The organism is Candidatus Sungiibacteriota bacterium (assembly GCA_016432465.1).
Taxonomy (GTDB): Bacteria; Patescibacteriota; Minisyncoccia; order Sungbacterales; family HO2-52-23.
The window spans coordinates 712,255-738,197 of the sequence record CP066690.1 but is presented as its reverse complement, the minus strand read 5'-3'; the positions used below and the strand labels follow the sequence as shown (position 1 = coordinate 738,197).

General features: G+C 44.8%; 33 protein-coding genes. 2 read left to right on the top strand and 31 right to left on the bottom strand.

What is annotated here, in order from left to right:
* Position 1: 1 nt before the first annotated feature.
* Complete coding sequence (locus tag HYW89_04080) at positions 2 to 1,054, bottom strand: rod shape-determining protein (protein QQG45148.1); 1,053 nt, start codon at positions 1,052 to 1,054, stop codon at positions 2 to 4.
* Here HYW89_04080 and HYW89_04075 point away from each other — a divergent pair.
* Entirely contained in the window at positions 1,031 to 1,354 is a 324-nt protein-coding gene (locus HYW89_04075) for a hypothetical protein (GenBank protein ID QQG45147.1), read from the top strand. The two genes, HYW89_04080 and HYW89_04075, sit on opposite strands and share 24 nt — an antisense overlap.
* Positions 1,355 to 1,365: 11 nt before the next feature.
* Here the strand turns inward: HYW89_04075 and HYW89_04070 are convergent, their stop codons facing one another.
* The 3 genes from HYW89_04070 to HYW89_04060 form a co-directional block, all read right to left on the bottom strand.
* Complete coding sequence (locus HYW89_04070; GenBank protein QQG45146.1) at positions 1,366 to 2,622, bottom strand: hypothetical protein; 1,257 nt, start codon at positions 2,620 to 2,622, stop codon at positions 1,366 to 1,368.
* 77 nt (positions 2,623 to 2,699) lie between these two features.
* A complete protein-coding gene (gap, locus tag HYW89_04065; GenBank protein QQG45145.1) occupies positions 2,700 to 3,710 on the bottom strand; it encodes a type I glyceraldehyde-3-phosphate dehydrogenase in 1,011 nt (336 codons plus the stop codon).
* 15 nt (positions 3,711 to 3,725) lie between these two features.
* On the bottom strand, positions 3,726 to 4,973 hold the full coding sequence (locus tag HYW89_04060; protein ID QQG45144.1) for a Glu/Leu/Phe/Val dehydrogenase: 1,248 nt from the start codon (positions 4,971 to 4,973) through the stop codon (positions 3,726 to 3,728).
* Between the two features lie 175 nt (positions 4,974 to 5,148).
* On the opposite strand from HYW89_04060, the gene HYW89_04055 reads away from it, so the two are divergent.
* Positions 5,149 to 5,355 carry a hypothetical protein gene (locus HYW89_04055; GenBank protein QQG45143.1) on the top strand — a complete coding sequence of 69 codons (207 nt, stop codon included), beginning with the start codon at positions 5,149 to 5,151 and terminating at the stop codon, positions 5,353 to 5,355.
* A 37-nt stretch (positions 5,356 to 5,392) separates the two neighbouring features.
* Here HYW89_04055 and HYW89_04050 read toward each other — a convergent pair whose 3' ends face one another.
* The 27 genes from HYW89_04050 to HYW89_03920 form a co-directional block, all read right to left on the bottom strand.
* The gene (locus HYW89_04050) at positions 5,393 to 6,367 is read right to left on the bottom strand and encodes an FAD-dependent oxidoreductase (protein QQG45142.1); all 975 of its coding nucleotides are present in this window, start codon (positions 6,365 to 6,367) and stop codon (positions 5,393 to 5,395) included.
* 32 nt (positions 6,368 to 6,399) lie between these two features.
* On the bottom strand, positions 6,400 to 6,984 hold the full coding sequence (locus tag HYW89_04045; protein ID QQG45141.1) for a DUF3105 domain-containing protein: 585 nt from the start codon (positions 6,982 to 6,984) through the stop codon (positions 6,400 to 6,402).
* A complete protein-coding gene (locus HYW89_04040; GenBank protein ID QQG45140.1) occupies positions 6,981 to 7,460 on the bottom strand; it encodes a dual specificity protein phosphatase family protein in 480 nt (159 codons plus the stop codon). The genes HYW89_04045 and HYW89_04040 overlap by 4 nt, the downstream gene beginning before the upstream one ends.
* Before the next feature lie 112 nt (positions 7,461 to 7,572).
* Positions 7,573 to 8,076 carry a hypothetical protein gene (locus HYW89_04035; GenBank protein ID QQG45139.1) on the bottom strand — a complete coding sequence of 168 codons (504 nt, stop codon included), beginning with the start codon at positions 8,074 to 8,076 and terminating at the stop codon, positions 7,573 to 7,575.
* Positions 8,077 to 8,712: 636 nt separating this feature from the next.
* Positions 8,713 to 9,033 carry a DUF2703 domain-containing protein gene (locus HYW89_04030; GenBank protein ID QQG45138.1) on the bottom strand — a complete coding sequence of 107 codons (321 nt, stop codon included), beginning with the start codon at positions 9,031 to 9,033 and terminating at the stop codon, positions 8,713 to 8,715.
* Positions 9,030 to 10,001: a bifunctional phosphoglucose/phosphomannose isomerase gene (locus HYW89_04025; protein QQG45137.1), complete on the bottom strand. Its 972-nt coding sequence runs from the start codon at positions 9,999 to 10,001 to the stop codon at positions 9,030 to 9,032. The genes HYW89_04030 and HYW89_04025 overlap by 4 nt, the downstream gene beginning before the upstream one ends.
* A gap of 100 nt (positions 10,002 to 10,101) precedes the next feature.
* On the bottom strand, positions 10,102 to 11,583 hold the full coding sequence (locus tag HYW89_04020; GenBank protein QQG45136.1) for a hypothetical protein: 1,482 nt from the start codon (positions 11,581 to 11,583) through the stop codon (positions 10,102 to 10,104).
* A gap of 81 nt (positions 11,584 to 11,664) precedes the next feature.
* A complete protein-coding gene (locus HYW89_04015) occupies positions 11,665 to 12,279 on the bottom strand; it encodes an SIS domain-containing protein (protein ID QQG45135.1) in 615 nt (204 codons plus the stop codon).
* Positions 12,280 to 12,325: 46 nt separating this feature from the next.
* The gene (locus HYW89_04010; GenBank protein ID QQG45134.1) at positions 12,326 to 12,574 is read right to left on the bottom strand and encodes a hypothetical protein; all 249 of its coding nucleotides are present in this window, start codon (positions 12,572 to 12,574) and stop codon (positions 12,326 to 12,328) included.
* A gap of 4 nt (positions 12,575 to 12,578) precedes the next feature.
* Complete coding sequence (locus HYW89_04005) at positions 12,579 to 13,058, bottom strand: redoxin domain-containing protein (GenBank protein ID QQG45133.1); 480 nt, start codon at positions 13,056 to 13,058, stop codon at positions 12,579 to 12,581.
* A gap of 84 nt (positions 13,059 to 13,142) precedes the next feature.
* Entirely contained in the window at positions 13,143 to 14,612 is a 1,470-nt protein-coding gene (merA, locus tag HYW89_04000) for a mercury(II) reductase (GenBank protein QQG45132.1), read from the bottom strand.
* Entirely contained in the window at positions 14,609 to 14,998 is a 390-nt protein-coding gene (locus tag HYW89_03995; GenBank protein QQG45131.1) for a hypothetical protein, read from the bottom strand. The genes merA and HYW89_03995 overlap by 4 nt, the downstream gene beginning before the upstream one ends.
* Positions 14,999 to 15,014: 16 nt before the next feature.
* On the bottom strand, positions 15,015 to 15,605 hold the full coding sequence (locus tag HYW89_03990; protein ID QQG45130.1) for a redoxin domain-containing protein: 591 nt from the start codon (positions 15,603 to 15,605) through the stop codon (positions 15,015 to 15,017).
* A gap of 60 nt (positions 15,606 to 15,665) precedes the next feature.
* Positions 15,666 to 16,499: a hypothetical protein gene (locus HYW89_03985; protein ID QQG45129.1), complete on the bottom strand. Its 834-nt coding sequence runs from the start codon at positions 16,497 to 16,499 to the stop codon at positions 15,666 to 15,668.
* Between the two features lie 8 nt (positions 16,500 to 16,507).
* The gene (locus tag HYW89_03980) at positions 16,508 to 17,035 is read right to left on the bottom strand and encodes a TlpA family protein disulfide reductase (GenBank protein QQG45128.1); all 528 of its coding nucleotides are present in this window, start codon (positions 17,033 to 17,035) and stop codon (positions 16,508 to 16,510) included.
* A 23-nt stretch (positions 17,036 to 17,058) separates the two neighbouring features.
* The gene (locus HYW89_03975) at positions 17,059 to 17,235 is read right to left on the bottom strand and encodes a hypothetical protein (protein ID QQG45127.1); all 177 of its coding nucleotides are present in this window, start codon (positions 17,233 to 17,235) and stop codon (positions 17,059 to 17,061) included.
* Between the two features lie 40 nt (positions 17,236 to 17,275).
* Positions 17,276 to 18,295 (bottom strand): DUF3179 domain-containing protein, encoded by a 1,020-nt coding sequence (locus HYW89_03970; GenBank protein QQG45126.1) that lies wholly within the window; start codon positions 18,293 to 18,295, stop codon positions 17,276 to 17,278.
* On the bottom strand, positions 18,295 to 18,528 hold the full coding sequence (locus HYW89_03965) for a glutaredoxin family protein (GenBank protein ID QQG45125.1): 234 nt from the start codon (positions 18,526 to 18,528) through the stop codon (positions 18,295 to 18,297). Before HYW89_03965 ends, HYW89_03970 begins: the two co-directional genes overlap by 1 nt.
* A gap of 53 nt (positions 18,529 to 18,581) precedes the next feature.
* On the bottom strand, positions 18,582 to 18,887 hold the full coding sequence (locus tag HYW89_03960) for a winged helix-turn-helix transcriptional regulator (GenBank protein ID QQG45124.1): 306 nt from the start codon (positions 18,885 to 18,887) through the stop codon (positions 18,582 to 18,584).
* Between the two features lie 71 nt (positions 18,888 to 18,958).
* A complete protein-coding gene (locus tag HYW89_03955) occupies positions 18,959 to 19,711 on the bottom strand; it encodes a DsbA family protein (GenBank protein ID QQG45123.1) in 753 nt (250 codons plus the stop codon).
* A gap of 10 nt (positions 19,712 to 19,721) precedes the next feature.
* On the bottom strand, positions 19,722 to 20,972 hold the full coding sequence (locus HYW89_03950) for an FAD-dependent oxidoreductase (GenBank protein QQG45122.1): 1,251 nt from the start codon (positions 20,970 to 20,972) through the stop codon (positions 19,722 to 19,724).
* Between the two features lie 316 nt (positions 20,973 to 21,288).
* Positions 21,289 to 21,486, bottom strand: a complete 198-nt coding sequence (locus HYW89_03945; GenBank protein ID QQG45121.1) for a hypothetical protein — start codon at positions 21,484 to 21,486, stop codon at positions 21,289 to 21,291.
* Positions 21,487 to 21,979: 493 nt separating this feature from the next.
* A complete protein-coding gene (locus tag HYW89_03940) occupies positions 21,980 to 22,399 on the bottom strand; it encodes an ASCH domain-containing protein (GenBank protein ID QQG45120.1) in 420 nt (139 codons plus the stop codon).
* 74 nt (positions 22,400 to 22,473) lie between these two features.
* Positions 22,474 to 23,541: an RIP metalloprotease RseP gene (rseP, locus tag HYW89_03935; protein QQG45119.1), complete on the bottom strand. Its 1,068-nt coding sequence runs from the start codon at positions 23,539 to 23,541 to the stop codon at positions 22,474 to 22,476.
* Entirely contained in the window at positions 23,523 to 24,248 is a 726-nt protein-coding gene (locus HYW89_03930; GenBank protein ID QQG45118.1) for a TlyA family RNA methyltransferase, read from the bottom strand. Before HYW89_03930 ends, rseP begins: the two co-directional genes overlap by 19 nt.
* On the bottom strand, positions 24,245 to 24,793 hold the full coding sequence (gene frr, locus HYW89_03925; GenBank protein QQG45773.1) for a ribosome recycling factor: 549 nt from the start codon (positions 24,791 to 24,793) through the stop codon (positions 24,245 to 24,247). Before frr ends, HYW89_03930 begins: the two co-directional genes overlap by 4 nt.
* Positions 24,794 to 25,942 (bottom strand): hypothetical protein, encoded by a 1,149-nt coding sequence (locus tag HYW89_03920; GenBank protein ID QQG45117.1) that lies wholly within the window; start codon positions 25,940 to 25,942, stop codon positions 24,794 to 24,796.
* Position 25,943: the final 1 nt, after the last annotated feature.

Sequence of the window (25,943 nt, the reverse complement as noted above, 5' to 3'; positions counted from 1 at the left end):
GTTAGGTTGGGACTTTCTCATAACCCGTGCTCACCAGAACATCCCGTAAAGAGTCAATGTCTTCCAAAATAATTCCTGTGCCCCGCACCACGGCAGTCAGAGGATCTTCGGCCACTTTTACCGGAATTTTTGTCTCCTCTTGAATTAAACGGTCCAGTCCCCGCAGGAGCGATCCTCCACCAACCATTACAATTCCGCGGTGCATAATGTCTGCCACTAATTCCGGCGGGGTTGCCTCCACCGTAGCTTTAATGGCGTTTACTAAAGTATTTATGGAATGTCGCATGGCGCGGCGAATATCAGCATCGTCCACTACGAGTTCCTTGGGCAGCCCGGTCACCAAATCGCGTCCTCGCATGGTGGCCTCAAGCGGCTCTGATAGTTCGTAAGCCGAACCAATCGCGATCTTAATATCTTCTGCTGTACGCTCACCCAGCAGAAGTTTAAACTCGTCCCGGGCAAAACGTATAATATCTTCATTTAATTTGTCTCCGGCAATGCGCAGGGCCTTAGAAACCACAATGCCGCCCAAAGAAATCATGGCAATATCTGCAGTGCCGCCGCCAATGTCTACTACCATGGAACCAACTGCCTCCTGCACCGGCATCCGCACTCCTATGGCTGCCGCCATTGGTTCTTCCACCAGATAAACCTCGCGTGCTCCGGCATTTTTGGCCGCATCCTCCACGGCGCGTTTTTCAACCTCTGTTACGCCGGAGGGAATTCCGATGACAACTCGCGGCCGCGCAAAAAAAGAAAAAGCCTCTTCGTGAACCTTGCGGATAAAAAACTTAAGCATCTCCTCAGTAACTTCAAAATCAGAAACCACGCCCGCAACCAGCGGACGCGAAGCAGTAATATAGGCCGGTGTCCGCCCGACCATTCGTTTGGCTTCGGAGCCAATCGCCACAATCTGTCCGGTTTTTTGATTTACCGCCACCACCGACGGCTCATTTATCACAATTCCCCGCCCCCGAACATAAACAAGGGTATTGGCCGTACCCAAATCAATTCCTATATCATGCGAAAAGTGTCCGAAGAGTTTGTTGAGCATGTATTGACAAAAATATTGAATTATTATAGACTAAACTGGATCGGTTCTTTGGAGGAAGAGATGGTAAAAACCTTTGTTGCTAGTGGTGGTATCCATGATGCGTTTCATAGATTGGATGAAAAAATCAACGATTTTATCGGTTCTATAAAAGGAGGCGCGAGGATTTTGTCGATTACAGACCAGTTCTTTGTTACCAATACAAAGGAATGGCAAGAGAACCGTGGTTATGGATCACCTGCAACATTTAGGGAAAAACACGGTGTCTTCACAAGACGCGTAGAGTACGAGCCGAAAGCTTAAAGCGAGTAGGCTTATTTTAATCTCTTGAAAAGTTCTTTTTTGTCTACGACCATTTCTTTTTTTTCTGACCTTCTTTTTATTTCTATCGCTCCCTTCTTTTGGAGCGTTTTCTCGCTCACCACCACTCTCCACGGTATCCCAATCAAATCCGCATCTGCAAATTTCTCTCCTGCGGTTTTATCATCGCGATCATCGTACAAGACTTCTATCCCTTTGGCAAGGAGGTCTTTATAAAACCGTCCTGCGGCTTTTTTAACTTTTAAATTCTTAGATTTTGGAATTATTTCAATAAGATGCACGCGAAAGGGCGCTACTGTATCCGGCCAGATAATTCCCTGCTCATCGTGGTGCACCTCAACGATGGTCGCAAGCAAACGCCCCGGCCCAATGCCGTAACTTCCCATTACCACGGGCTTTTTAGCGCCTTTCTCGTCCGAATAATAGAGCCCAAAGGCTTCAGAGAACTTAGTGCCTAACTTAAATATGTTGCCTACCTCTATACTTCTGCCAAGTTTTACCGCTCCGTTGCATTTAATACACTTCCCGCCGTCTCTCATCTGACTAACTTCTTTATTTTGCGCAAAACGACATCTGCTGCAGTACAAAATCCAGTCCTCGCCCGCCTCCGACAGCACCTGATATTCGTGTGTAAATTCTTTAGTAAAAGTTCCGCCCGATGCCTCGGTCACATAAAAATCAAGATTAAGTCTTTTAAAAAGTTTGCGGTATGCAGTATCGGCAATTTCATAAAATCTCCCAAGGTCGTCATAATCGCGGTGGAAACTATAGAAATCTTTCATTAAAAATTCACGGCCGCGGATAAGGCCCGATTTTGCGCGCGGCTCATCGCGGAATTTAGTCTGAATTTGATAAACAAAAAGCGGAAGGTCTTTATAGGAGTGAACGGTTCGGAGCGCAATTTCGGCCAACGCCTCCTCGTGGGTTGTTGCCAACCCCATCTCGCGCCCGGAGTGATCTTTAAATTGATACATTATATCTTTCATGCCCTCCCAGCGTCCGGTTTTTTGCCAACGCTCCTTGGGCTGCAGGGCCGACAGCAAAATCTCCTGCCCGCCAATAGTATCCATTTCTTCTCTTACCACCTGATTTATTTTCCCCAGTACCCTATACCCAAGAGGCAAGTAGTCATAAACTCCGGCCATGGTTTTATAAATAAAACCGCCCCGTTCCAGAAGCTTTGCATTGGCCGATACTTCATCTTTGGGCGCCTCACGCAGGGTTTTCCCGAAAAGTTGTGATTGACGCATAATACTTTAGATTGTAGCTGAGTCCCCTTAAAAGTCAAAACGGCCTAAGGCCGTTTTGATATTAAGTGTTTTTACAACTAAAGATTCTCAGTAATTCTGCGGACGTGTTCTATGAGTGTCGCCGTATACCCCGCCTCGTTGTCATACCACGAATATACAGTAGCAAGATTACCGTCAATTACTTTGGTGAGGGATAAATCAACAATAGCGCCGTATGGCTCGCCCAGAATGTCGCTTGATACAATCGGATCCTCGGTTACTTTTAAAATTTTTGACCAGCGGGTTTCTGCGGCAGCTTTTTTGAAAATATCATTTATACTTTCACGCGTAACAGGTTTAGCGGTGAGCACGGTGTTTGCGCTCAACGATCCGCTAATGGTGGGGACTCGCATTGATACGGCGTCAAACTTGCCCTGCAGTTCTGGTATGGCTTGAATCACTGCCCCTGCCGCGCCGGTGGTGGAAGGCACAATATTTACTGCCGCTGCCCTACCCCTGCGAGGATCTTTTGCGTCCGGCCCGTCAACAAGTTTCTGGGTGGCGGTGTAGCCGTGCACAGTAACCATCACGGCTTTTTGTATGCCGAAATTCTCAAGCATTATGGCCATAATCGGCGCAACCGAATTGGTAGTGCAGGAAGCATTGCAGGTAATAGGCCCTGCTTTTGCAAACCGATCATCATTTACGCCAATCAGCGCTGTTGTTACGCCGTCGGAAGCGGGAGCAGTGATTACCACACGCTTGGCTCCGGCATCAATATGCGGTTTAGCTTTTTCCCCAGAGGCAAAAAAGCCGGTTGACTCAATAACAATATCTATTTTTAAATCCTTCCAGGGAAGTTGAGCGGGGTCTTTTTCTGCCAATACCTGTATTTTTTCGCCGTCCACTTTTAAATAACTATCCGCCCCCTCCACGATCTTGGGGTAACGGCCATAAACCGAATCGTATTTAAGAAGATAGGCAAGGGTTTTAGCATCGGTCAGATCGTTAACCGCAACGATATCAAATTCAGGCAAGCCAAAAGCTCCCCGGAAAAAGGAGCGGCCTATCCTGCCAAAACCATTTATAGCTATTTTAGCCAATGCCATAGTTTAATAATAAGTTTATTTTAAAGCTTCCGCAACTCGCGTAATGGCTCGCAAATATGAGGCCAGACGCCATGTGGTGTTATATTTATTTTTCATTTCTACAACTGCACCGAACGCCTCTTTCATCTTCTCGTCAATTTTATCCAAAACCTCCTTTTCGGTCCAATATTTTTTATCAAGTGACTGCACCCATTCAAAATATGAGCCGACAACCCCTCCTCCGTTAGCTAAAATATCGGGTATAATTTCAATCCCGCGTTCTGTCATGATTGCCTCCGCTTCCGGAGTTGTTGGCCCGTTGGCCATTTCTAAAATAGCGTGGGCTTTTATATGTGCTGCGTTGTCGGCCGTGATTTGATTTTCCAAAGCAGCGGGAATCAAAATATCAACAGGCAAAGTAAGCAGCTCTTCATTGGTTAATTCCCGACACGCCTCTCCATGCGGCTCCAGAGCATAGCAGGTTTTTCTATCAATAGTGCCGGTTCGTTCTTTAGTATCAGCAACTTTTTTAATATCAATGCCTGCTTCCTCATAAAGCCCACCCTTAGAATCGGAAATGGCAATAATTTTAAAATTGTTTTGCGCAAGAAGTTTGGCGATATTGGAGCCGACGTTACCAAACCCCTGAATGGCCACGCTTGTTCCGATTTTGGGGCCTGAAAGATTTAAAAATTCACGCAAGACCACATATCCCCCAAATCCTGTCGCAATTTCTCGTCCATACGAGCCACCTTTTTCAACCGACTTTCCAGTGAAAGCGGCTGGGCTCCACTGGCCAACAAGTTTTGAATACTCATCAGTCATCCAATCCATTATTTGCGGGTTGGTGCCTACGTCCGGCGCAGGAACATCTTTTTGCGGACCAATTTCTTTCCAAATAGCGCGGACATATCCTCGGGAAAGCTCCTCAAGCTCCCTCAAACTTAATGCTCGTGAATCTACTTTTACCACGCCCTTTGCTCCGCCATAAGGCAAACCCATAAGTGAGGTTTTCCAAGTCATTAAAGAAGCCAGAGCCCTCACCTCATCAAGGTTTGACTCGGGATGATAGCGAATACCGCCTTTGTACGGGCCAAGGGCGTTATTATGCTGTACGCGCCAAGCTTGAAATTTTTTCTCGGAACCGTCATCCATCTTTACCGGAATTTCAAATTCTAAAATCTTGTCCGGTTTTTGCAGACGCGCCAAAATATCGTCCGAAATATGGGCGACACCAGCTGCCTTGTTGACTATCTTAGAAGTATTCTCAAAAAAAGTTGACATATGAATAATTTTGGGGCCCCTAAGCCCTGACATAACGTCGGGGCCGGGATCCCGGCTAAAAGCCTAGAGACTTCTTCAACAAGTTTTTGAGTGTTTTCGAAGAAGGTTGACACTTTTTTAGTAGTTTGTTATTATACTATTTGCACTTCGGGAATCCGAGTGCAGGAGGCATCAGATGAGAAAGACGAGAATGAGTATCGGTGCGTGGGGACTATTGACTAAATACGGGACCCCACTAAAAGTCGCAGAAGCTTTTTTAAAAGGCGAGCTCAACCCTATGGAAGAAGAGCATATTGAGGATATTGTAACACCCGTCATCCTTGAGACGGCCAAATTCCGTATTACGCAAAACATGGCTAAACAGAAACCCGAGTCTAGATAAACTTTTAGCAGCCGTGTGGTTTCCACCCACGGCAATTTTAATTCTCTGCAGCCGGTGATTGCTTTTCTCTTTTCTGCAAATACGCATACGCCGCCAAAGCCGCTTTTACTGCGTCCCCGGCCGAGATATTATTTTGTTTATAAGGATCGTCCGTAATGTCTCCGGCAGCAAAAATTCCGGGCTGTGATGTGGAAGCGTGTTTGGCATCAATTTTCACCTGCCCCCACTGGTCAAGTTCCACCAAATCTTTTACTATTTCGGAGTTAGGCACCGAACCTATTTCTACAAACACACCGTCCACTTCAAGCGTTTTCTCCTCGCCGGTCTTAAGATTTTTATATTTAAGTCCGGTCACAAATTTATCTCCTAAAATCTCAAGAGTTTCAGCATTTAAAATAATCTCCCTAAGTTTCGGGTTCTTTTTTATTTCCTCCTGTTCCACGGGGTCACCCTTCAGGGCCTCGCCCCGGTGGAACAAATAAACCTCACTCGCGTAAGAGAAAAGGTCCTGCGCGGCTTCAAGCCCCGCGTTACCTCCGCCAATAACTGCGACTTTTTTGCCGCTGAATAATGGCGCATCGCAGGTGCTGCAATAGGCCACGCCTTTGCCGTTTAATTTCTCCTCCCCCGGAACACCCAATTTCCTTCTACGCGCGCCTGCCGCAAGAATTACAGTCTTTCCCTCGTACACGTTTCCTTGTTCCGTTTTTATTGAAAAATCACAAACCCTAGTTCCGTTTATACACCGGGAAGTTTTAACCTCCAGCACTTTCTCCGGCACTTTTACGTCCACCATGTCGGGATAAGCGCGTACATGTTCTTCAAGTTTTTTAGCCAAATCAAAACCGGAGATATGTTTTTCTCCGATCCAGTTTTGAATGTCGTCCGAAACTATAGACTGCCCTCCAAAAGACTCGGTAATAAGAAGGGTTTTTAATTTTTTGCGGGCGGCATAGACCGCAGCAGCCGTACCAGCCGGTCCACCGCCTATAACAACAATGTCGTAGAGCATAAGAATAAAAAAAGGCTCCTAAATTTGGACAATCAAGGCACAAATTCCGGTCCCTTATTTCTAAACGCCTTTATAAATCTATCCACCCGTTCTTCAGAAAAATCACTGGCGTTAAATTTGTCCAGACGGTTCCAAGCAACAAGCGCGATATCCAAATCATTTTTAGAACGCGGCTCTACAATTATTTTGCGTCCGTATTTCTCAAAAAACCCCTCAAGTTTTTTGCGAATTTCTTCAGAGATTCCGGGTTTATAAGAAATCCAGACTCCGCCGTGTTCCAGGTTATGAATCAGGTTCTCGTCCGGAAGCTCTTCCTTATAAATGCCCCATTCAGCCGGCTGGGCAAAATGCGGCCCGGAAGTTGGCGGGTTGGAATTATAGGTATGCGGGTGTCCGGGCGAAACATGCTCGCGTCCCTCATCGGAAACAAAAACACCGGGAAGATTTTTAGAACGAGACCTGCTTAATAGTATTCCGCCACCCACCAAAACAATAAGTACGGCCAAAACCAAAATCGTCCACAAGAGACGCCTTTTATTTTTTCGTTTTAATGCCTCGTCCACTCTCACTCTTTTTAAGTCGGCCCTGGAAAATTGTTCTTGACTTGAACCGTTCATTTTGAATCGTGATTTTTGTATAAACGCGCAAATTTCTCAACTGCAGACATTTGTTCTTTATTCAAATGTACCACGGGCCGTCTTTTTTTGACAAATTCGTACGCGGCCTTTGACATCATACCCCGTGCCGCAAGATAAGCAATCACCAATGTTGGCGCGCGTCCATGGCCGTTTTTGCAGTGAACATATACCTTTTTCTTGTGTTTTACCATCTGGTCTAAAAAGGCAACACCTGCGGCCATTTGATTATGCGTTGGCGCATGACCGTCTTTGGTGGGAAGCCATAAAAATGTATCCAAACCCCGCATGGGGATTTTTTCTATATGTCCCGCCTCCAAGTCAATATCCACCGAAATACCAAGTTTTTTCAGACGCTCAAAATGGGAATACTGCAGCATATTCGTCCCAATATAAATATAGGGCGTAATTTTGGAATAACGAAGTTTTTCTTTGGAGATCTGATTTTTATTGGACATACCCTCTTTTTATACATTTTTCCCACTATTCGCCTATTCCCTATTCGCTTATTCGCGCGAATTAGAGAAGAGTATCTGGTCTGCGTCATGTGACACCTTTACTGCTTATTACCTAACCCACGGGATTATATTGATAAGATAATCTATCGTATTCGTCAGTCGGATATTCGCAGATGCCATCTTCGTGCCATAAAACAAATTTCTCTATTTCTGAATCAAGCGCCATTCGACTACATGTCGTACAATATGGCTTCCCTGATTTCTTAATCTGACCGTTTTCATCTACTCTCGTGAAATACAACTTTGATCTTTCCAACTTTTCTGGGCTTCTTTTCAACGCATCCATTATCGCTCGCCATTCAGCATGCATACAGCATGTTCGATCATATTTATCCTTACCCACACCAACTTCTTTATCGCACATCCGATTTTCTTCCCTATCTAATGGCGGTGCGTTATAACCTTCTCCGATAATTTCTCCGTCATTTACAATTACGCTTCCACATTTTGCCTTCAGGCATAAAGCCTTTTTGGCAACTTCTGCCGCTTTATTCATCCATCGAATCGCTTCTTTTTCTTGTTGTCCAGTTAAGTATTTCATATCCTCATGCCCCATGACATCTCTTTTATATTTCTTTTACACTATTCGCTTATTCGCGCGAATTAGAGAAGAGTATCTGGTCTGCGTCATGTGACACCTTTACTTTTTAAATACTGTCACGCACGGATTTTCTATATTTTAAGCCACATTTTCAGTTATAAGCCTTTCAAGCTAGTCGGATTATAGAAAATGTCATGCGGGCCTTGCAATTCAATACCCCCTCTGTTATCTTTAAACCAAAACCGATCTACAGGGAGGTTTCCAATGAAAGAACAGCCGAGGCAGGAAACGCACTATGGTCATGATGTTTGGATAAACCCGACCACTGAATCACTGCGTCGATCCGAATGTCTCTGCTTAAACTGCGGTAATTTGAAGCCTGGCCAACCAGACAACTGTCGCATCGCTCAAGCGCTCTACCAAGTCTGTGTTGAAGACAACGTGGCTCTCGCCGTAACTCGCTGTCCTCTCTGGAAACCTAAATCCTCCTAACGCGCAAGGCCTGTCACACGGGCCTTTTTCTTTGCAACCACCCCCCATGACACCTTTTATCCCGGTACCAGAGTCGCCTTCGGCGACACGGTACGGGATTGCGAGATATCACTTCCCGTGACATCTCTTATATTTCTTCCACACAACACCCTGACATTCTCAAGTATGTTGGGATGTTTTTATTGCTTCCTCCACCATCTCCCGCGGAGGATATTCGTACGCTTTATCTTTCCAAAGATAAAAACGACAGCCGGATTCGTGAAAATTGGTAATTTTCTCGGCCATAGGATCAATATCTTTTCCGTTAATCATAATCTGCGGCGAGCCGGCAAAGTGATACTGGACCGCTTCTTCATCATTAGATATTAAAACCTCTTCAATCGGAACGCTAATTCCTTTTTCTTTGAGGATTTCTTCGAGTTCTTTTTTGGCAATCAACCAAAAATTACATGATTTATTATGTAGGATTTGTATTTTCATTTTTGGACCAAGCCCTTGAATTCCTCCACCATCGGAACCTCTTCGGGGTCAGTGCCGTAATGTTTGGCAAGATAATATGCAGTCCAGTCGGCCAGCGAAATCGCCCCGAAAATTTTGTGAAGCTCGCTTTGACCGCCAAGCTCAACAATTTCTACCGGCAAACCGCGCTCGCGGTACAATTTTTCCGTAATTTCCATACGTTTTAAAGTCTGCGGCTGATCCTCTAAATCCTTGAGAAATATAAAATGAAATTTTTCAGCCAAGAGGCGCGTTGAATCAACCACATCAAAACTGGTCATCTCGTTATGGTTAAGTTCCGGGAACACATCATAGTAGGAAGGTATTTTTGCGGTCTCATGAAATCGTACTCGCCAATTTTTGGCAATACCTTCATTTTTAGTAGATGCGTAAATCAAAGGAACATACCCTTTAATTTTCTCAGCCAGTTTCTTCCCTTTTTCCTCGTACTCTTCGGGATGAAACGATTTATGAAGTTCCCCTACTTCCCGCACCGCTTCTTCTTCACCCATTAACTTCAGCAGACCCTTAAACATAAAGCCGAGAGCAGAACGCGGCTGAATCCCGGTATCGGGAATCTGCACATACGGCACTCCGTCTTCTTTTGCTCGCTTAAGCAGCTTGCCGCCTATGGAAATCGCGGCGCGCGCAAATCCTCTTTCACCAGCCATCTCGTAAGACGCCAGCACCTCTTCCGTATTGCCGGAATAAGAACTAAGAATAACCAAAGCGTTTTGAAAAACGTTTTCTGCCATACCCGGCAAGCCGTAATCTTCATGGGTTATCATTGCCGTAGACGGCCTCCAAGTTTTAATCAAATCCGCCGCCAAGTGCGAGCCGCCCATACCAACTACAATAAATTTATCAAACTTCTTCAACCGGTCTTGGTTTTCAACCACCGGCTCAAACTCAAACTGGGAATATAAATTTTTTATTGTCTCATACATCATATGTTTGCTTAATCATACCATACCTACATAATAACCGCGCAGCAGAGCTGCTGCGGAATTAGCAAGTTAAAAAGAGCACTGAAAAAGAGTGCTCTTAAACTTACGAACTCGCAGCCCGCTTCCTATAACCAAACACAAATCCGATCTCCCGATACACTTCCCTGGAAACTTCATATTTCCACAATCGCGAAAGTTCTTGTGATGCAATAATATAGCCCTCAACGACCATACCGGCACCATCATGAATGTCAAGATCGTCACGTCCTGCCTCATGCGCCTTTTGTTCAATAATAGATTTAGGACCATAATTAGCATCGACAATCAAAATTCCCCGGGGAAGGGTTTTATATACACCAGAATCGGAAAGAGGGTCACCCTCAGTAATGGACGAAATAATTATTTCCTGTTCTTTCGCCTGACCGGGCAGTTCATTGAGGCCCCGGGCTTCTATCGGTGTTTGTGGTAAATAGCTAGATAGTTCCGCTTTCAGAGCTACGGCCTTTTCCTGCGTTCGGTTAAATATTGTCAGCAAACCATGAGGACCCATTCGCTTGGCAACCTCATAAGCGATACCCCGAGCAGCGCCGCCGGCGCCGACCAGACCAACGTGTTTTGCCTCCAAATTTCCCCGGTTTTTACCACTAAGAAATTCCTCAATACTATTTGCCATGCCGCGACCATCGGAGTTAATAACGTAAAACTTGTTATCAGGCCCGATTAGTATTTGATTGGTAGCGCCAATACGCAAAGCATCCTCGCTCAAATCCACTCGATCAGGATATCTCTCTTGCAGATTTTTGAAGTACTGCAAGGCATCGATTTTGTAGGGGTTGGTAATAGTCAAAACACGAAAAACCAAATTTCCGATCTCAACGATTTTATCAATAAACTCTTTCAGATTACCCTTTTTATCCGGGGCGATATCAACGGGCAAAAAAAGTCCATTTGAACCCCTCATTTTGAATTCTGCATTCCACATCAGGGGGCTGACGGCATACTCGGAGGGCTGTTCACCGATAATAAATGAAAGTGGCCGGCCTTTGATATTTTCAGGGGTAAGACCAGATGGCTTGTATTCAGGGGCCAAACGAAAAGGCCCGTTTTTTAATTCGAGTAAATCATTTTGAGCAAAGGTCTGAAGAGATGCAAGTATCTTCTTACCAGCTTCCTTTAGATCATCTGCGTATTCAAACCGCACAATCGTAACAGTGTCGTTGTCGGTAAAATCTCTCCCGTAAAGACGCGTTAATTTTTCAATGAGCGCTGTTTTGGTTTTCTGGGACAATGGCGTTCCTTCTAAATCTTCCGGCTTAATTTCTCCCAACACCTTTTTTTTAGCTGAGTATACCACTACCGTTGTCTCCAAGGGATCAAAGCTACCGTCAGCTTTTTGAATTTTCAAGGTAACAAATCCTCCTTCTCGATATCCGCCCTTGGGGTCGGTCGTTTCCGCTGTTCGGTCGCCGGCTCTTATGGTTGCGCCAATACTGTGTTCTGCGATAAATTCTTTTTCGTTTTCTTGAAACCAAAGCTCCCGCGCGATCACGGATTTTTCATGTGTTTCAGTTTTATTCTCTTCCATATCCTCACCCCCTTTATTAAATTGTGGTGTTTCGCAACAACTTGACCCGTTAGAAATCATAATACGAAAAAGGATTTTAATCTATTTTTTAAATATCTTTGATTTTCCAAGCGTACCTCCGGGGTGAAATTTCATAAAATGTTCTCGTTTAAACCCTTTCATCTCCTGAAGCGCGCTTGACATTGCATCACCCAAGGCCAACTCCGCCAACGCGCTTGTCGTTGGGGCTAAGTTAAAAGTGGTACAAATTTTACAAGCCTCTTCTTTTACATGGGTTAAAAGAATTATATCGGAGAGCTTAGCTATGGTTGATGTTTTATTCGCGGTAATAGCGATAATTTTATTTCCGTGACTCTTTAGAATATTTATAAAATTTACTACCTCCGGCGTCTCCCCGCTGTGAGAGATAACTATAATGACGTCATCCTTCTGGACCATACCAAAATCTCCATGCAGTGCTTCCACCGGATGGACAAATAGACTGAAAGTGCCGGTGCTGGAAAGCGTCGCGGCAATTTTCCGCGCCACTATTCCGGATTTACCGATTCCCGCAAGAACGATTTTTCCTTTCGCGTGGTACAACAATTCAATTGTTTTAATAAAAGACGAGTCAAGATTTTTTCCAACGGTTTGGATTGCGTCTGCTTCGTTTTTTAGAACCTCTTTTCCAATTTGTAAAATATTGATTTTGGGCATTGTAAATTAACAGCAGCTTTTTACTCTATAGTTCGACTTTGGAGAATTAATTTCCCAAAAGAGCGTCTATTTTTCCCTTGTCAAAACCAACAATAATTTTGTCGTCTATTTCAATTGTTGGCGTGCTAAGCATGCCGCCGTTTTTGGCGATCATCTCCTCCCGCGCCACGGCGTCCTCGCCGACATTTTTAAATTCATACTCAAAATTCTTAGAATGAAGATATTCTTTCGCGAGAGCGCATGACTGACAAGTGGATGTACCGTAAATTGTTATTTTGTGATTCGTTTGTTCCATAAATTTATATTAAATTTTTAATTTTATTTTCTAATTGGTCCTCGACTCCCGGACCAAGAATGCTAAAAGCAATGTTTCCTTCACGGTCAATTAAATAATACGCCGGCCAGTTTTCTACTTTGTATGCTTTCCAATTTTGTCTTGCGTTATCGGTAAGAACCGGAAAGTCCACTTTCAAAACTTTCATTTGTTTCTTTAATGCTTCTACGTCGCGCTCAAAAGTTGTTTCCGGGGAATGGATGCCGATTACCACCAACCCCTTGTCTTTGTATTTCTTTTCAATCTCCATAATGCCCGGCAAATCCTGCTGGCACCAAGAGCACATAAAAGTCCAAAATTTAATTAAAACCACCTTGCCTTTTAAATCAGCGATCTTCGGCGGCTCTGAATTGAGCCATTGTTCATTTTCGGTTATAAATTCCGGGGCTTTCACCCCGTTAGAAGTCGGAGCGTCCTCACTTTGTGTTATGTTGTTGTTTTTCATGGTTATTTTGATAATTCCCGCGATATACACGCAGAAAAATTTTCATAAAATTTTTCTGCCCAAGACTTCTAACGGGGTTCATATTTATTCCGTACAGCAGGAAAGCTTGCTGACATCTTTCCTGAAGGATTGGGCGACCCATTTAATTGATTCGGCCATAGTCGGGAAAATAAAAGTATTCTCAATAATATCGTCCAGCTTCATTCTGTTTTTGATGATAAAACTTGCCATTGAAATAACTTCTTCCGCTCTTGCTCCCGCCATGTGAATACCGACAACTTCCTCTGTTTTGGCGTCTATTGCCATTTTAATTAAGCCGTCTGCCGCTTCCAAAATGTGCGCTTTTGGAACAAGCTCCAGGCTCAGGGTGCGGCAGCTGCAGGTAAGCCCGCTTTGCTTGACGACTTGGGCATCGGTAAGGCCGACGCTGACGAGCGGCGGGTCAGTGAAAATAGCATGCGGAGTTGAGCGAAAATCCATTTTGAGACCCTTATTTTCAAGAAGGTTGGACGCGGCAACAAAACCCTCTCTTCCGGCAGTTGTCTCTAATTTGGGATTAATTTCGTCCCCATACTGATCTACAACATCACCGGCCGCGAATACGTGGGGAAGGTCTGTCTGCAAAAATTCGTTGGTTACTACTCCTCCTTTTTTACCGATGCCGACGCCGATGCTTTCGAGGTTCAAAGGTTGGGTATTAGCTCTTACTCCGGTTGCTACCAATATTTTTTCCGCCTTGATTATTACTTCTTTACCGCGCACATCTGCTTGAACCTCGATAAGACCGTCATGCCGACTAACGCTTTTTGTTTGGGCGGAAGTGTGAATTGTAATTCCCTCCTCTTCTAATTTCTTTTGCAGAAAGTTTGATAACTCCGGCTCTTCGCGATCAGCGATTCTGTCCGCTGACTGCAAAACGGTCACTTTTGTGCCGAAACGATTGTAAATCTGGGAGAATTCAAGCCCCAAAGGACCGCCGCCTAAAATAACCATTGATTTAGGCAATTCTTTTAAGCTCAAGGCTTCTATGTTGGTTAAATAATCTACATTAATTAATCCAGAAATCGGCGGGATGAATGTGGAAGAACCAGTTGAGATAAGGAACTTTTCTCCGGTTATTTTCTCGCCATTTACTTCGATTGTGTGTTCATCAATAAATTTCGCGCCTGCCCCGTAGGGTCGCGGAGCGACTCCTTCGGGGTCTCCCTCTTTGAGAGTGACATAAACCAAAAATTTGAGAGTGCCGGCATATGCCTTGCTCTGAAGTTTGTTGATAAGAGCGTCTTTTGACTTTATGACTTCTTCAAAACTTAATTCCGGCGCGGCGCTTTTTACTCCATCAAATTTGCTGTTTTTGGCATTCCAATAGGCTTCTGCGGCGGTAAGCAATCGTTTTGACGGCATACAGCCGACATTAATACAGGTGCCGCCCAAGGGCACTTTGCCGCCCGATATCATTAAAGTTTTAATCTTCAGAGAATCTGCCTTAATGGCTGCCGCAAAACCAGCCGCGCCGCCTCCGATGATAATGAATTGGTAATCAAACTTGTTCATAATATTCGTGTCCTTTTTTTATAAAATTGTTGTCTGTTATAAATAACCGCGGCAAGCACAAGGACTGCTCCCGGACCCCAAATCTGCCAGCCGCCAAAGCCTGCTCCGCCAAAAACGTACCGACCGAGATAAAGTAATATGCCGCCTACCACAAGAAATAGCAGGGGAGACAGATTTTTATGGGAGCGATAATCAAACATAAAACCAATGAGGCTCATACCAAGTAAAACAAAAGCCATCAATCGCCACACCGAAATTAGCGCGCCCAGTCCAAGATAGGTAAGGAGGGACGCGGAACCAATCCAACAGAGCGGGCACGCACCGACCGCACCAGCCCCCAAGACCGGGGTTAATCTTGTCAGTATATTTTTGGCGACTTGATTCATATAAGAATTTAAAAAGTTACTGCAGGAGCGACAAAAAGTCCGCTTCGCGTATGTCGCCCGGTATTTCGCGAACTATTTTCCCGTTTTTATCAATAAGAAAGTGGGTATTGGTGTAGCGGATGCCAAAGGCCTGACCAGCTCCGCCGTAGGGGTCAAGCGCTACGGGAAAGGAAAACCCGCGCGACTCAATAAAATTCCTTACCGTTCCTTCAGACTCCTGCAAATTTACGGCGATAACCTCCAGCCGGTCTTTATAGTTTTCATAAAAGCGGTTGAGATTTGACATATCGCGGCGGCAATTGGGGCACCACGAAGCCCAAAAATCAACAACTACCGGCTTTTTCCCGCGAAATTCGGCAAGACTTATCGTTCCCCCGTCAAGTTTTGATAAAGTGAAATCGGGGGCAAGATTTTTTGATGTAACACCGCCGCTCGCGGCCGCCTGATAACTTCCGGGCGAACTTTGACTGCCACGAACGCCTCCTCCGGAAGCCGCAGGGGAATTCCTGTTATAAAAACCAACAAAAATCATAAGTCCGGCGAAAATGATCACCGCTCCTATAATCAAGGTCTTATTGCTCACCGATTGTCCGTATCTTTTTGCCATAAAATTTATCCGGAGATCTTATGAGGCGTCGCCTCGTAAGATTATACGGCTAAGGTTTTATCATAAGTAATCCAATAACCTTTCATAGTTGATGAATTGAAATAGACGGTAGCCCCAAGAAATCAGAAGGGCCATATTGCCCGTAAGCAATAATATACCCAAGAAAATAAGCAGAAGGCCGCCGATAACAGATACCACGCTCAAAAACTTAGAAATTTTGGAAATGAATTTCGCGGCCGAACCAATACCCAGTGCCACCAGAAGAAACGGAACCGCAAGACCTGCGGAAAAAACAGCCAAAAGCAAAGACCCCTGAAACGCAGTGGTTGAAGTTGAAGCAAGAAGAAGAATGGACCCAAGAATGGGCCCCACGCAAGGAGTCCAACCAAAAGCAAAAGCCGAACCTAATATAAAAGAAGTTAGCGACTTTCCTCTTTCCAATGCGCCCGGCGCCTTAAGTTGTTTTTCCCGAACAAGAAACGAAATTTTTAAAACATTCACCCCGTTAGAAATAAGCCGCCCCAAGACGGCTGCCGCCGCGCTTAAGAAGCGGGGCGGATTTCTAACGGGGTGAAGCATAAAAAGACCGAAAAGAATAACAAATACGCCGCCAATTCTTGATAACCAAAATCTGTAAGGGGCAAGCAGAGAGGCTCCGACAAATCCAACTAACGTACCCATAATAATAAAGACGGCGCTAAATCCAAGAATAAAAAATAAACCGTTCCGAAAAATTTTACGACGGGCCGTGGACGCCTTCATCGGGTCTTTTAAGTCCTCCAGCGAGGCCCCGCTGATAAAGCCCAAATAACCCGGCACCAAAGGCAAGGTGCAGGGAGCTAAAAATGTCAGGATACCAGCAATAAATGCCGGAATAACGAGAGATAAATCCATAAATATAACTATAAATTAAAATTTTCCTGTATTCTGCGTCGTATTTCTTCTTGCTTCATAGGACCCCGCTTGTGAAAAACAGTTTTGCCGTCTTTATCCACAAAAATCGTCTCGGGCATAGAAAAACCGCCTATGGACTGATAAAAGGAGTCCGCCGGATCAAGAAGAAAAACGAACTTTTCCGTAACTCCGAGCTGGTCCGAGTAGCGTTTGGCAACCTCAAGCGGTTCGGCGCGGTCAATAGCAATAACTTCAAATTTACCGCCAAACTCTTCTTTAACTTTGGCAAAATCAGACAGCTCCTCGCGACAAAACGGGCACCAAGCGGCCCAAGCATTTACCAATATCGGCTTTCCGCGAAAATCGGAAAGCTTTACTTCCTTTCCGTTGTAATCGTTAAAACTAAATTCAGGGGCGGCCTTATTGGTTTGCGGAGAGGGCGGATTGATTACGCCCCGCTGTACCAGAAATAAACCCGCGAGTCCCGCAGCCGCCAAAATAACAACTACCAGAAAAATAATGTTTTTAGTGCTCATGTTCGGGCAAGCATAACCACGAACTATTCGTGGTTATGCTCTTTGTGCTCGTCGCAAGGACAAGAACAAGCCATACACCCTCCTTTCTCGTGGCCTTCTTCGTGGTCCATATTGTGATCCTCTTCGTGGTGGGTATGCTCTTTATGCATGTCGCAAGGACAAGAACAAGCCATACATTTATTTTGATGGTGATCATCCATAATTGTAATATAAATTTATTTTAATAATAACGACCAACCCTTATTTATATAAGTCAGTCGCCGGGTGGACGGCTGACCAGGAAAACCAGAAAGCGCTGAAAGGATTTATACGCTCTTCCCGGCCGTCTGGTGTTTTTTTAAACATTCGTACCACGTCTAACTCTTTATCGTGGCGTAAAATAATTTTTACCCCCTGAAAATCGTCCTCAACCTCGCCTTTACTTTTAACGGCATCAACCAGATAGGCCTTTGCTTTTTCATTTATCACAATCCCAAAGATAAATGCTTCGGGTGAGAGACGGGCATCGCGGGAACCGGTAAGGCCGATAGCAAAATCAACCGGGGAAAAATAGTCGCCATAAGGACTGGACCCGTAAAATCTTGTGGCGCCGGTATCGCGCGACATCACCTGTCCTTGGGGAAATTTCTTTTTCCAATCCCCATAGCGCAGTAAATCGGACTCAAGCAGTTTTAGCTTGATGCCGGTCATCTCGCCCACAATTGCTTCGCCCAAAATTTGCGACCAAAGCGAATCGGTTTTCCTGTCGTACATAACGAGGTTAGATTTCCAGAGTTTGCCCGAAGTTCCAAACTCAACCCGCTCGCCCTTCACTACCGGGTCAAAGACAAATCCGCTTAGACAAAGGGGGCAGTATGTCACCAAAATACGTTCACCTTCGATTGAATCGTTAACAATCTCATGCCACACCAAAATTTGATACGGATAGAACCGGTGCGTGTTACCGCGCGAAAAAGCAAGACCGGGTTCTGCATCTTTAAGCCAGCCATTGGCTTCTGAAACGGCCATAAACTTGGGGTTATCAACGGAAGGGATGCCGTCTTTGGGCGGGCCGCCAGAAATAATTTCGTTTAGCGGAATAGAATGCTTAACTCCGTCGGTAACTAAAATGTTTTGTTCCTTGCCTTCTTCGATCATAATTTTTTCTTCACGCGGCTCCCCTTTGGGTAATTTAACCTGTGGTCTAAAAAATAATTGATATCCTAAAAATCCCACCAACAATGCGGCCAAAAATATAGCAATAAACGTGACCTTGTTCATTAAATACCAAGGGCCTCTTTAAGATGCGGCTGGTCAAAACCAATGATAATTTTTCCATCAATTTCAACCACCGGCACTCCCATCTGGCCGGATTTTTGAATCATCTCATCGCGAGCCACAGCGTCAGTAGCTACGTTTTTCTCCTCATACTGTATATTGTTTTGCTTAAAAAACTCCTTGGTCATCTTGCAATAAACGCAAGTGGGAGTTGTGTATATTTTTACTTGGGCCATAGATAACGCACGCATAGTAAACGAATAGACTAACAGGGTTGTTCCTCTATCCGCTACAATCCGCGCCTCATTAAACGTGTAAGATAAGTATATAATAATTTATTGGTATCCGTCTTGATGGACTGATAGCATATCATACGGCCATGGCGCACTGGTCTTGCAAAACCGGCCAGTTCCAGTTTTCTTAGCTGGTGCGAGGTATTGGAAAGCGAACTCTTAAGGTAGGCCGCAATATCCGAGACGCAAAGATCCTTCTCGCCAGAGGAAAACAAGAACAAGAAAAGCCGTAACCTGACCGGATCGCTAAAAAGAGCCAGTCTTCTTGACAAATCGGTTACTTTAACTTCTTTTGTTGTCATAGTTGTTCAATAATAATAAGTATACTCCCGAGAAAACGGCTTGTCAAGAGCCGCTTTTCCACAGCTAAATACTATTTTGCCCGCCCAAGTTCCTGTTCAATCACGGATGCAAACTGCTCAAAAGGCACTGCGCCCTGAATCAGGCGGCCGTTGACAAATGTGCCCGGAGTGCCGTTTACGCCATTCGCCTGACCATCGCGAAAATCTTTTTGCACTTCTTCAAAATATTTATCCGAGTCAAGACAACCATCAAACGCCGCGCCGTTAAGACCGACCCCACGAGCCCACTGCTTAATGTCAGCCACGGTAATATCAAACACCGTTGCCACCCCGCGTTTATCCTGCTCCTCAAAAATTTTGTCATGCATCTGCCAGAATTTCCCCTGTTCATCCGCGCACTCTGCCGCTTCCGCGTATTTTTGGGCCATGTCGTGAATCCCCGTAAGAGGAAAGTCCCTATAAACAAAACGCACTTTGCCGGTTTTTATGTATTTGTCCTTAAGCTGGGATAAAGTATCGCGGAAAAAACGCCGACAAAAAGGGCATTGAAAGTCACTAAATTCTATCACGGTAACCAAAGCTTCCGGGTTGCCTAATACCGGATCGTCATCCGCTAGATCTCCGGTCGCTGATATGGCCGGCTCCCCCGCTGCTGCTGTTTGACGATTGGCTGCCGGAGTTTTTGGAGAGTTGGTGTAAAATACTGCTCCGGCTATTAAAAGTCCGGCAATGACGATCGCGGCAGGAACTAGATATGGATTTGGTGCCGAATGCGCTCCGGCGTTTTTGATATCCTCGGTTTCTATTTTAGTATCTTCCTCCATAAAGACTATATTAGGCTGGTATTGCCGTTATGTCAAATCCAAAATCGGTCAGCTTATCGCGATACGACTCCATAGATACTTTGGCCTCAATGAATTTAGCCAGGTGAGATTTGTCCTGAAAACGATTAATAAGCGCCGCCCCAACCAAAATGCCGTCACGCAGGAAAAACCTTTCATATTGATTTTTAATTTTATCCACACGCACAATAGTATCGCGGCCATCGTTGCAATTGCCTAATGCCGTTATCTGAAATCCCAAATTGGTTATGGAATAACTGGAAACTTTTTTAAAAGGCTCACGCTCTCCAGTCATATTGAGTCCCACTCTTTGCCCCTGCAAAAAAGCGTTAGTCCAATTACCCATAGCGTGGTGCTCCCCTAAAATAACATCGTAAAATTCGGCTACATCTCCTGCTGCCCAAACATCAGTTATACTTGTCTCCAAATACTCATTGGTGCGTACCCCCTGCTCTCCTAGCTCCACTCCGGAGCCACGGATAAACTCCATATTGCGTTTAATTCCTAATCCAAGCGCTAGGGCGTCGCTCTCCAATATGCGTAGACCCTTGGTTTGAACCGAAAACGCGGTGTTGTGTTTTGTTATTTCCGCAATCTCGTCATTAAATTGTATTTTTATGCCGTGGCGTTCAAAATTGTCATGCAGTATTTCTCCTCCGGTATAATCAAAAATACGCGAAAAAAAGTGTGGGGTACGTACAAGAAGCAGGGGCTGGATACTGTTGGTTACAAAAATTTCAAGAAATTCCAAACTGATAAACGAGGCTCCTATCACTATTGGCTGACGGATAGTCTCAAGTTTTTGAAATAGTTTATCCGCATCATCCAGGGTCTGCAGACGATAAATAAACCCTTGTTCTTCCGGCCTTCCCCAGTCCAGTGTATTGCCGCCGCTCGCAATAAGCAGTTTCTCGTAGCTAAGAACTATACGATTAGCCAGACCCACCTCCTTTCTTTTTACATCAACATAGGCTGCTTCTTCTTTAAGACGAAGGTCAATGCGCTTGGAAGTAAAATCGTCCACCTGCCGCAAAAAAAGCTGCTCGCGCGAGATCTTTTTTTTGAGATACCCCGGGAGCATTACTCGTGAATACAAAGGATACGACTCATCGCAAATCAGTCCGATGGAAGAATCAGGCGCGCGTTCCCGGATAGTCTCTGCAGCAGTCACACCCGCAATCCCGCCACCAATAATTAAATAGTCATATTTTTGCATATTTATTTTCTGCTGCAACGTACACATACTCCGCTTTTTCGCTCCTGCGGAGTATATAACCTTAAACCGCATTTCATACAGTTTGCTTCTAGAGTCCGACAACGACTACAAAATTCTCCTCCAGACCTGCCGGTTGTTACTAACGGTACGCCGCACCTCACACATTTTCCCGCAGTCTGACGTGAACAGTTTTCACAAAGGCCTTGCTCTTTTTCCCGATTTGTATAGAGAGTATGGCCGCATTTTTTGCAGCTTACAAGTGAATTTACCATGCGGAAATTATACTACGTCCGTATATTAAACCAAAATCCCCTGAACATTGTTCAGGGGATTTTGGTTTAATTTATCGAGGTCGGAATCCTCCACCGCCGTGAAAGTCACGACGGGGCGGTCTCATCTCACGGAAACAGTCCTTACAGTAGACATCGCGTCCCGCAGTTGGCGGGAAGGGTACTGTAGAGGCTGCTCCGCACTTGGAACAGGTGATGTCGTACTTAGGACGATCATCCTGAAATCCACCTCTTTGATCTTGAAAAGCCACTTTCGACGAGCTTCTAGCTTTTAGGAATTAGCTTCTAGGATTATCCTGAAAGCTATAAGCTGTAAGCTAAAAGCTAATTATGTAACGACCTTGCTCTTCTTAAAACCTTGTCCTCCCAACTTTTTGCAGCGAAGTATCTACGTGCCGTAGGATTTCGTATACCTCTGGCGTCTTATCTTAAAAATATAGGGTAATTTCTCCTATATTTGCAGCACTCGCTCGGAAAAGCAAACAAGTTTGCTTTTCACTCGCCCGCTTGCAAATAAGCCGAAACTATCGATGCAAAAAGTTGGGAGGATGAATCCCACACATAACTTGCACCGTGCTTTGCACAAATGCCCTGTGCAAGTTATGTGTGGGATGAATGGCCTTTCAACATCAACGAAAAGTAGATATCTAAGACCTAAATATGTTTTAATACTAAGCTATATATACAGTATAGCATGCCGGAGAAAATAATGCAAACAACAACTTAAAAGGTTGACGGACTACATCAACCTTTATAAGGACCTTTACCACAGCAGGCTTTTTGATGCTTACTTAATTTCTTAGCCTGCCTCTTATGATATTGATCCACGAGTTTGCCGTGAACGTTATTCCACCTAATCACTGTTGCCGGCTTGTCAAAATCGGCATAGGGATAGAACCTCCGCATCCCCTCAATCATCTCCTGAGGACTCAAAAATCCATCAGCTTTGTATTCTTCCTCAACAATCTCACCGTAGGTGGTGTGACGTACGACCGTAATGTCAGCGGCAACACACCATGGCTTATCAGGACAGCAAAGCATAACTCCCCCGAGTCTATAATCTCTGTGTCCATCCCGAATCGTAATTTGTTTGCTTCCGGCAAGAACATCTTCTCGCATTTTACGAATAGGTGCGATGAGTAACGCTTGAAGGGGATGCTTCATGATCCGCCTCAAAAAAGTGTGCCGTTAAGATTCTAACCAAACAAATCTTAAGAGTCAAACATAGTTATCAACAGCTACAAAATCCTCACAATATCCCGATAGGTCACGAGCACCATAATTAAAATAAGAAAAGCAAAACCAAGGGTATGAATAAAATTTTCAATATTTACGTTAATGCGTCGTCCCCTAATTTTTTCAATGATAAGAAAAAGGGCGCGTCCGCCGTCTAACGCAGGAATGGGCAGAAAATTAAGTATAGCCAGATTTACGGACAGGAGACCCACAAACTGCAAGAAATATGAGATGCCCAACGCACGAGTATCTTGTGCAAAAAAGAATATTCCCACTGGACCAGAAACTGCAATCGGGGCCCCACCCCTAACCAAGAGTTCCCTCACAACTGTGTAAAGGCCCAAAATAATCGCAGATACGCTTCTTACAAGCGTCTTTGCTCCCTCCAACGGAGCAAGATACCAAGGGGCGCGTTTAACTATAATTCGCGCAAGACCGATACCCAAAGGTCCCTCACCCTCGGCTATATGAGCGCGTGGCGTTGCTTTAACTTCAATAACATCTTTGCTGCGTTTAACAACTAATGTTATTTCTTCCCCGCGATAAGCATCCACAAAGTCGCGTACATCTTTTTCCGTTTCAATTCTCAAAGAAACATCGGGAGAACGCATTTCCAAGATCTGATCGCCAAATTTAAGACCGGCCTGTTCCGCCGGAGATCCGGGAAGCACGGAAATTATTGAGACAGGAATTCCATCCCGTTTTTCATCCAGCATCTGCGGTACGCCAATTGCGGAGCCAACGCTGAAAAAAACCCAAGCAAGGATAAAATTCATAGCAACTCCGGCAACCAGTATGGTAAATCGCTGCCACGGGGGACGCGAAATAAAACTTTGTTTATCTCCTTCGCCTTCTCCGTGTTCCCCAAAAATTTTTACAAACCCCCCAAAAGGCAGCAAGTTAAAAGAATACCTCACTCCGTTTTTGATGCGCGAATAAACTTTGGGCGGAAAACCAAACCCAAATTCTTCAACCTTTACACCCAGTTTTCTTGCCGAATAAAAATGTCCCCATTCGTGAACGAGGATCAAAAGACTAATAACAACTAAAACTAAGACAAGTGTAACCATAGCATATACTCTATGTTTCCCTTATCTCCTTTAATTGGTGACTCCATCTGGTCCATTATCCGCCATCCGCTCTTTTCAGTCCAGTCAATAAAATCTTGGAGCAATTTTCCGCGCGCTACGTCGTCTTGCACTACACCATGTCTCAAAATTTTTGGGTCCCGCGTTTCGTACTGGGGTTTGAAAAGCGCGATAACTTCGCCTTTGGGTTTTAAAAAACGCCTCGTATGGGGCAATAACTCACGAAGCGGTATAAGTGAGACGTCCATAGTAACAATATCCACGCTCTCCGGTAATTTTTTAATGTCCCGCGCATCAACGCTTTCCATAACTACCACGTGGGGCTCCCTACGAATTTTCAAGGCGATTTTTCCACGGGCAGTATCAATCGCATAAACTCTTTTGGCGCCGTACAAAAGCAGAACCTGTGTAAATCCGCCCGTAGCCGCGCCGATATCTGCACAAATTTTATCTTTTACGTTTATTCCAAATTTTTTAAGAGCGGCTTCAAGTTTATACGCCCCCCTGCCTACGTAAAGCGGCTCTTCGCGAATCTCTATCTTTGCTTGCGGGCTTACAAGCTGCGCCGGTGAGACTGCTTTTTGACCGTCAACCAATACTCGTCCTTCTGTGACTGTGATAAAAGCTTCCTGTTTATCTTTAGATAAACCCAACCGAATAATTGCTTCATCCAGCCGCCGCTTGCTCATATAGTCATAATTTCTTTTTCTTTTGTCAGACCTGTCTCTTCAATTTTTTTATTAGTCTCGTCAATAATTTTTTGTACTTCGTTTTTCTGCCGGAATTTTTCGTCTTCAGATACCTCCCCGTTTTTTTCTTTCCTCTCCACCTCTTTCAACACCTCTTCGCGTTCTCTACGCACCTGAATCCGCGCATCTTCACTGTAGCGCCCCAGCATTTTTACCAACTCCTTTCTTCGTTCCTCCGTAAGCGCGGGGATAGTAAGACGTATAGCATCACGATCCGTAATCGGATTTAATCCCAGAGAAGAACCCTGTAGGGCCTTTTCAACTGCCGGAATCACATTTTTATCCCAAGGCTGAATAAGAAGCTCACGCGGCCCGGGACTGGAGATAGAAGCAACGGCTTTAAGCGGAGTTTTAGAACCGTAATAATCAACTTCTAAATCTTCAACCAGGGCCGGCGTGGCACGACCGGTACGAAGAGATAAGAGTTCGTTTTTAAATCTCTTTAAAATCTTCTCCAGTTTTTGCTTAAATTCCTCCATAAAAATCTATTTAAGCACCGCAAACATTGTATCTGAACGCAGGGGATGAACCAAAATCTTATTAGTTCTAAATCTAGTCGGAAGCGCACTTACCGTCCAATTTTCTCCCCCATCCGTCGTCTTATGAAACTGGGTTGATGCTGTTGCAAAAATTTTATTGGAATCGGAGTAAGAAACGGCAACAGCGCTTACCGGTAAATCTTCCGGCGGGATCAACAAGTTCACCCGATCCCACGAAAAACCGCCATCGGTAGAGCGTACAAGGCCCTCTTTGGAGCCGATGAAAAGGGTTGTAAAATTATTGGGATCGGCCACCAGCGCTTCAATAGAACGTTTTGATGTAAGACCGACAAAAGGGTTTAGGGTTGCGTTGGGTGGAGGAAAGGTCCCCGTCTTAATGCCGGGTTCCTGCAAATCGGCCCAATTTTCTCCGCCATCAAATGTTTTAAAAAGTTTGCCCGATGAAATAACTACAAAAATCTCTCCGTAAAAAGCCGGGTTTACTAAAATTCTTGTCAGGGCCTCGCTGAACCATTTAATAACGTGCCAGGTTTTGCCGCCATTTCTGGATTCAAGGATCCCGCCCTGACCCGTAACAACAATGACGTGGTTGGAATCTTGGGGATTGACGTATAAGTCAAAAACGCCAAAACGATTGGCGGTCACAAAATATATTTCGCGGAAAGACAGACCACTGTTTTCGCTTTTAAATACCCGACCGCGACTGTTTTGAAAAACTGCAAGATAAATTATTTGGGGATTGCTCCTGCTCACTTCAATCCTGTATACGTCGGCATTAGATTCAAGGGCTCGTGACTGATCAGTAATTTTCCCCCATGATTTTCCACCATCATCGCTCTTCCAGAGTCCTGATGACTTGGTTCCTGCAAAAACAATATCAGCATTTTGCGGATGGAATGCGATATCCAAAATTTTATCAGGAGCACGGATACGTCTTGCACCGGAAAATACCGTATTTTCCCAGCCCATTCCTCCGTCACCAGAACGCAGAAGTATACCACTGCCGGCTTGCGGACCGCCGCTTAGGGAACCAAACTGAAAACTGGTAACACCGGCGATATTCAAAACAAAGGGGATAATCACTACGGCCCCCAGAAACAGAACAAGAATTAAAATAAGCAGTCGGGAGACCATC

What these genes read in the sequence shown, in the direction of transcription:
- HYW89_04035 (QQG45139.1), bottom strand. Translation starts at nt 8,076, where the DNA reads ATGGGGCATGAGGATATGAAATACTTAACTGGACAACAAGAAAAAGAA.
- HYW89_03980 (QQG45128.1), bottom strand. Translation starts at nt 17,035, where the DNA reads ATGAGCACTAAAAACATTATTTTTCTGGTAGTTGTTATTTTGGCGGCT.
- HYW89_04045 (QQG45141.1), bottom strand. Translation starts at nt 6,984, where the DNA reads ATGAACGGTTCAAGTCAAGAACAATTTTCCAGGGCCGACTTAAAAAGA.
- HYW89_04060 (QQG45144.1), bottom strand. Translation starts at nt 4,973, where the DNA reads ATGTCAACTTTTTTTGAGAATACTTCTAAGATAGTCAACAAGGCAGCT.
- HYW89_03960 (QQG45124.1), bottom strand. Translation starts at nt 18,887, where the DNA reads ATGACAACAAAAGAAGTTAAAGTAACCGATTTGTCAAGAAGACTGGCT.
- HYW89_03940 (QQG45120.1), bottom strand. Translation starts at nt 22,399, where the DNA reads ATGAAGCATCCCCTTCAAGCGTTACTCATCGCACCTATTCGTAAAATG.
- HYW89_04050 (QQG45142.1), bottom strand. Translation starts at nt 6,367, where the DNA reads ATGCTCTACGACATTGTTGTTATAGGCGGTGGACCGGCTGGTACGGCT.
- HYW89_04080 (QQG45148.1), bottom strand. Translation starts at nt 1,054, where the DNA reads ATGCTCAACAAACTCTTCGGACACTTTTCGCATGATATAGGAATTGAT.
- HYW89_04015 (QQG45135.1), bottom strand. Translation starts at nt 12,279, where the DNA reads ATGCCCAAAATCAATATTTTACAAATTGGAAAAGAGGTTCTAAAAAAC.
- HYW89_03950 (QQG45122.1), bottom strand. Translation starts at nt 20,972, where the DNA reads ATGTGTACGTTGCAGCAGAAAATAAATATGCAAAAATATGACTATTTA.
- HYW89_04040 (QQG45140.1), bottom strand. Translation starts at nt 7,460, where the DNA reads ATGTCCAATAAAAATCAGATCTCCAAAGAAAAACTTCGTTATTCCAAA.
- HYW89_04005 (QQG45133.1), bottom strand. Translation starts at nt 13,058, where the DNA reads ATGAAAAACAACAACATAACACAAAGTGAGGACGCTCCGACTTCTAAC.
- rseP (QQG45119.1), bottom strand. Translation starts at nt 23,541, where the DNA reads ATGGTTACACTTGTCTTAGTTTTAGTTGTTATTAGTCTTTTGATCCTC.
- HYW89_04070 (QQG45146.1), bottom strand. Translation starts at nt 2,622, where the DNA reads ATGCGTCAATCACAACTTTTCGGGAAAACCCTGCGTGAGGCGCCCAAA.
- HYW89_03955 (QQG45123.1), bottom strand. Translation starts at nt 19,711, where the DNA reads ATGGAGGAAGATACTAAAATAGAAACCGAGGATATCAAAAACGCCGGA.
- merA (QQG45132.1), bottom strand. Translation starts at nt 14,612, where the DNA reads ATGAACAAGTTTGATTACCAATTCATTATCATCGGAGGCGGCGCGGCT.
- HYW89_03965 (QQG45125.1), bottom strand. Translation starts at nt 18,528, where the DNA reads ATGGCCCAAGTAAAAATATACACAACTCCCACTTGCGTTTATTGCAAG.
- HYW89_04055 (QQG45143.1), top strand. Translation starts at nt 5,149, where the DNA reads ATGAGAAAGACGAGAATGAGTATCGGTGCGTGGGGACTATTGACTAAA.
- HYW89_04020 (QQG45136.1), bottom strand. Translation starts at nt 11,583, where the DNA reads ATGGAAGAGAATAAAACTGAAACACATGAAAAATCCGTGATCGCGCGG.
- gap (QQG45145.1), bottom strand. Translation starts at nt 3,710, where the DNA reads ATGGCATTGGCTAAAATAGCTATAAATGGTTTTGGCAGGATAGGCCGC.
- HYW89_03920 (QQG45117.1), bottom strand. Translation starts at nt 25,942, where the DNA reads ATGGTCTCCCGACTGCTTATTTTAATTCTTGTTCTGTTTCTGGGGGCC.
- HYW89_03990 (QQG45130.1), bottom strand. Translation starts at nt 15,605, where the DNA reads ATGGCAAAAAGATACGGACAATCGGTGAGCAATAAGACCTTGATTATA.
- HYW89_03970 (QQG45126.1), bottom strand. Translation starts at nt 18,295, where the DNA reads ATGAACAAGGTCACGTTTATTGCTATATTTTTGGCCGCATTGTTGGTG.
- HYW89_03985 (QQG45129.1), bottom strand. Translation starts at nt 16,499, where the DNA reads ATGGATTTATCTCTCGTTATTCCGGCATTTATTGCTGGTATCCTGACA.
- HYW89_04030 (QQG45138.1), bottom strand. Translation starts at nt 9,033, where the DNA reads ATGAAAATACAAATCCTACATAATAAATCATGTAATTTTTGGTTGATT.
- HYW89_03995 (QQG45131.1), bottom strand. Translation starts at nt 14,998, where the DNA reads ATGAATCAAGTCGCCAAAAATATACTGACAAGATTAACCCCGGTCTTG.
- HYW89_03930 (QQG45118.1), bottom strand. Translation starts at nt 24,248, where the DNA reads ATGAGCAAGCGGCGGCTGGATGAAGCAATTATTCGGTTGGGTTTATCT.
- HYW89_04025 (QQG45137.1), bottom strand. Translation starts at nt 10,001, where the DNA reads ATGATGTATGAGACAATAAAAAATTTATATTCCCAGTTTGAGTTTGAG.
- HYW89_03975 (QQG45127.1), bottom strand. Translation starts at nt 17,235, where the DNA reads ATGGATGATCACCATCAAAATAAATGTATGGCTTGTTCTTGTCCTTGC.
- HYW89_04010 (QQG45134.1), bottom strand. Translation starts at nt 12,574, where the DNA reads ATGGAACAAACGAATCACAAAATAACAATTTACGGTACATCCACTTGT.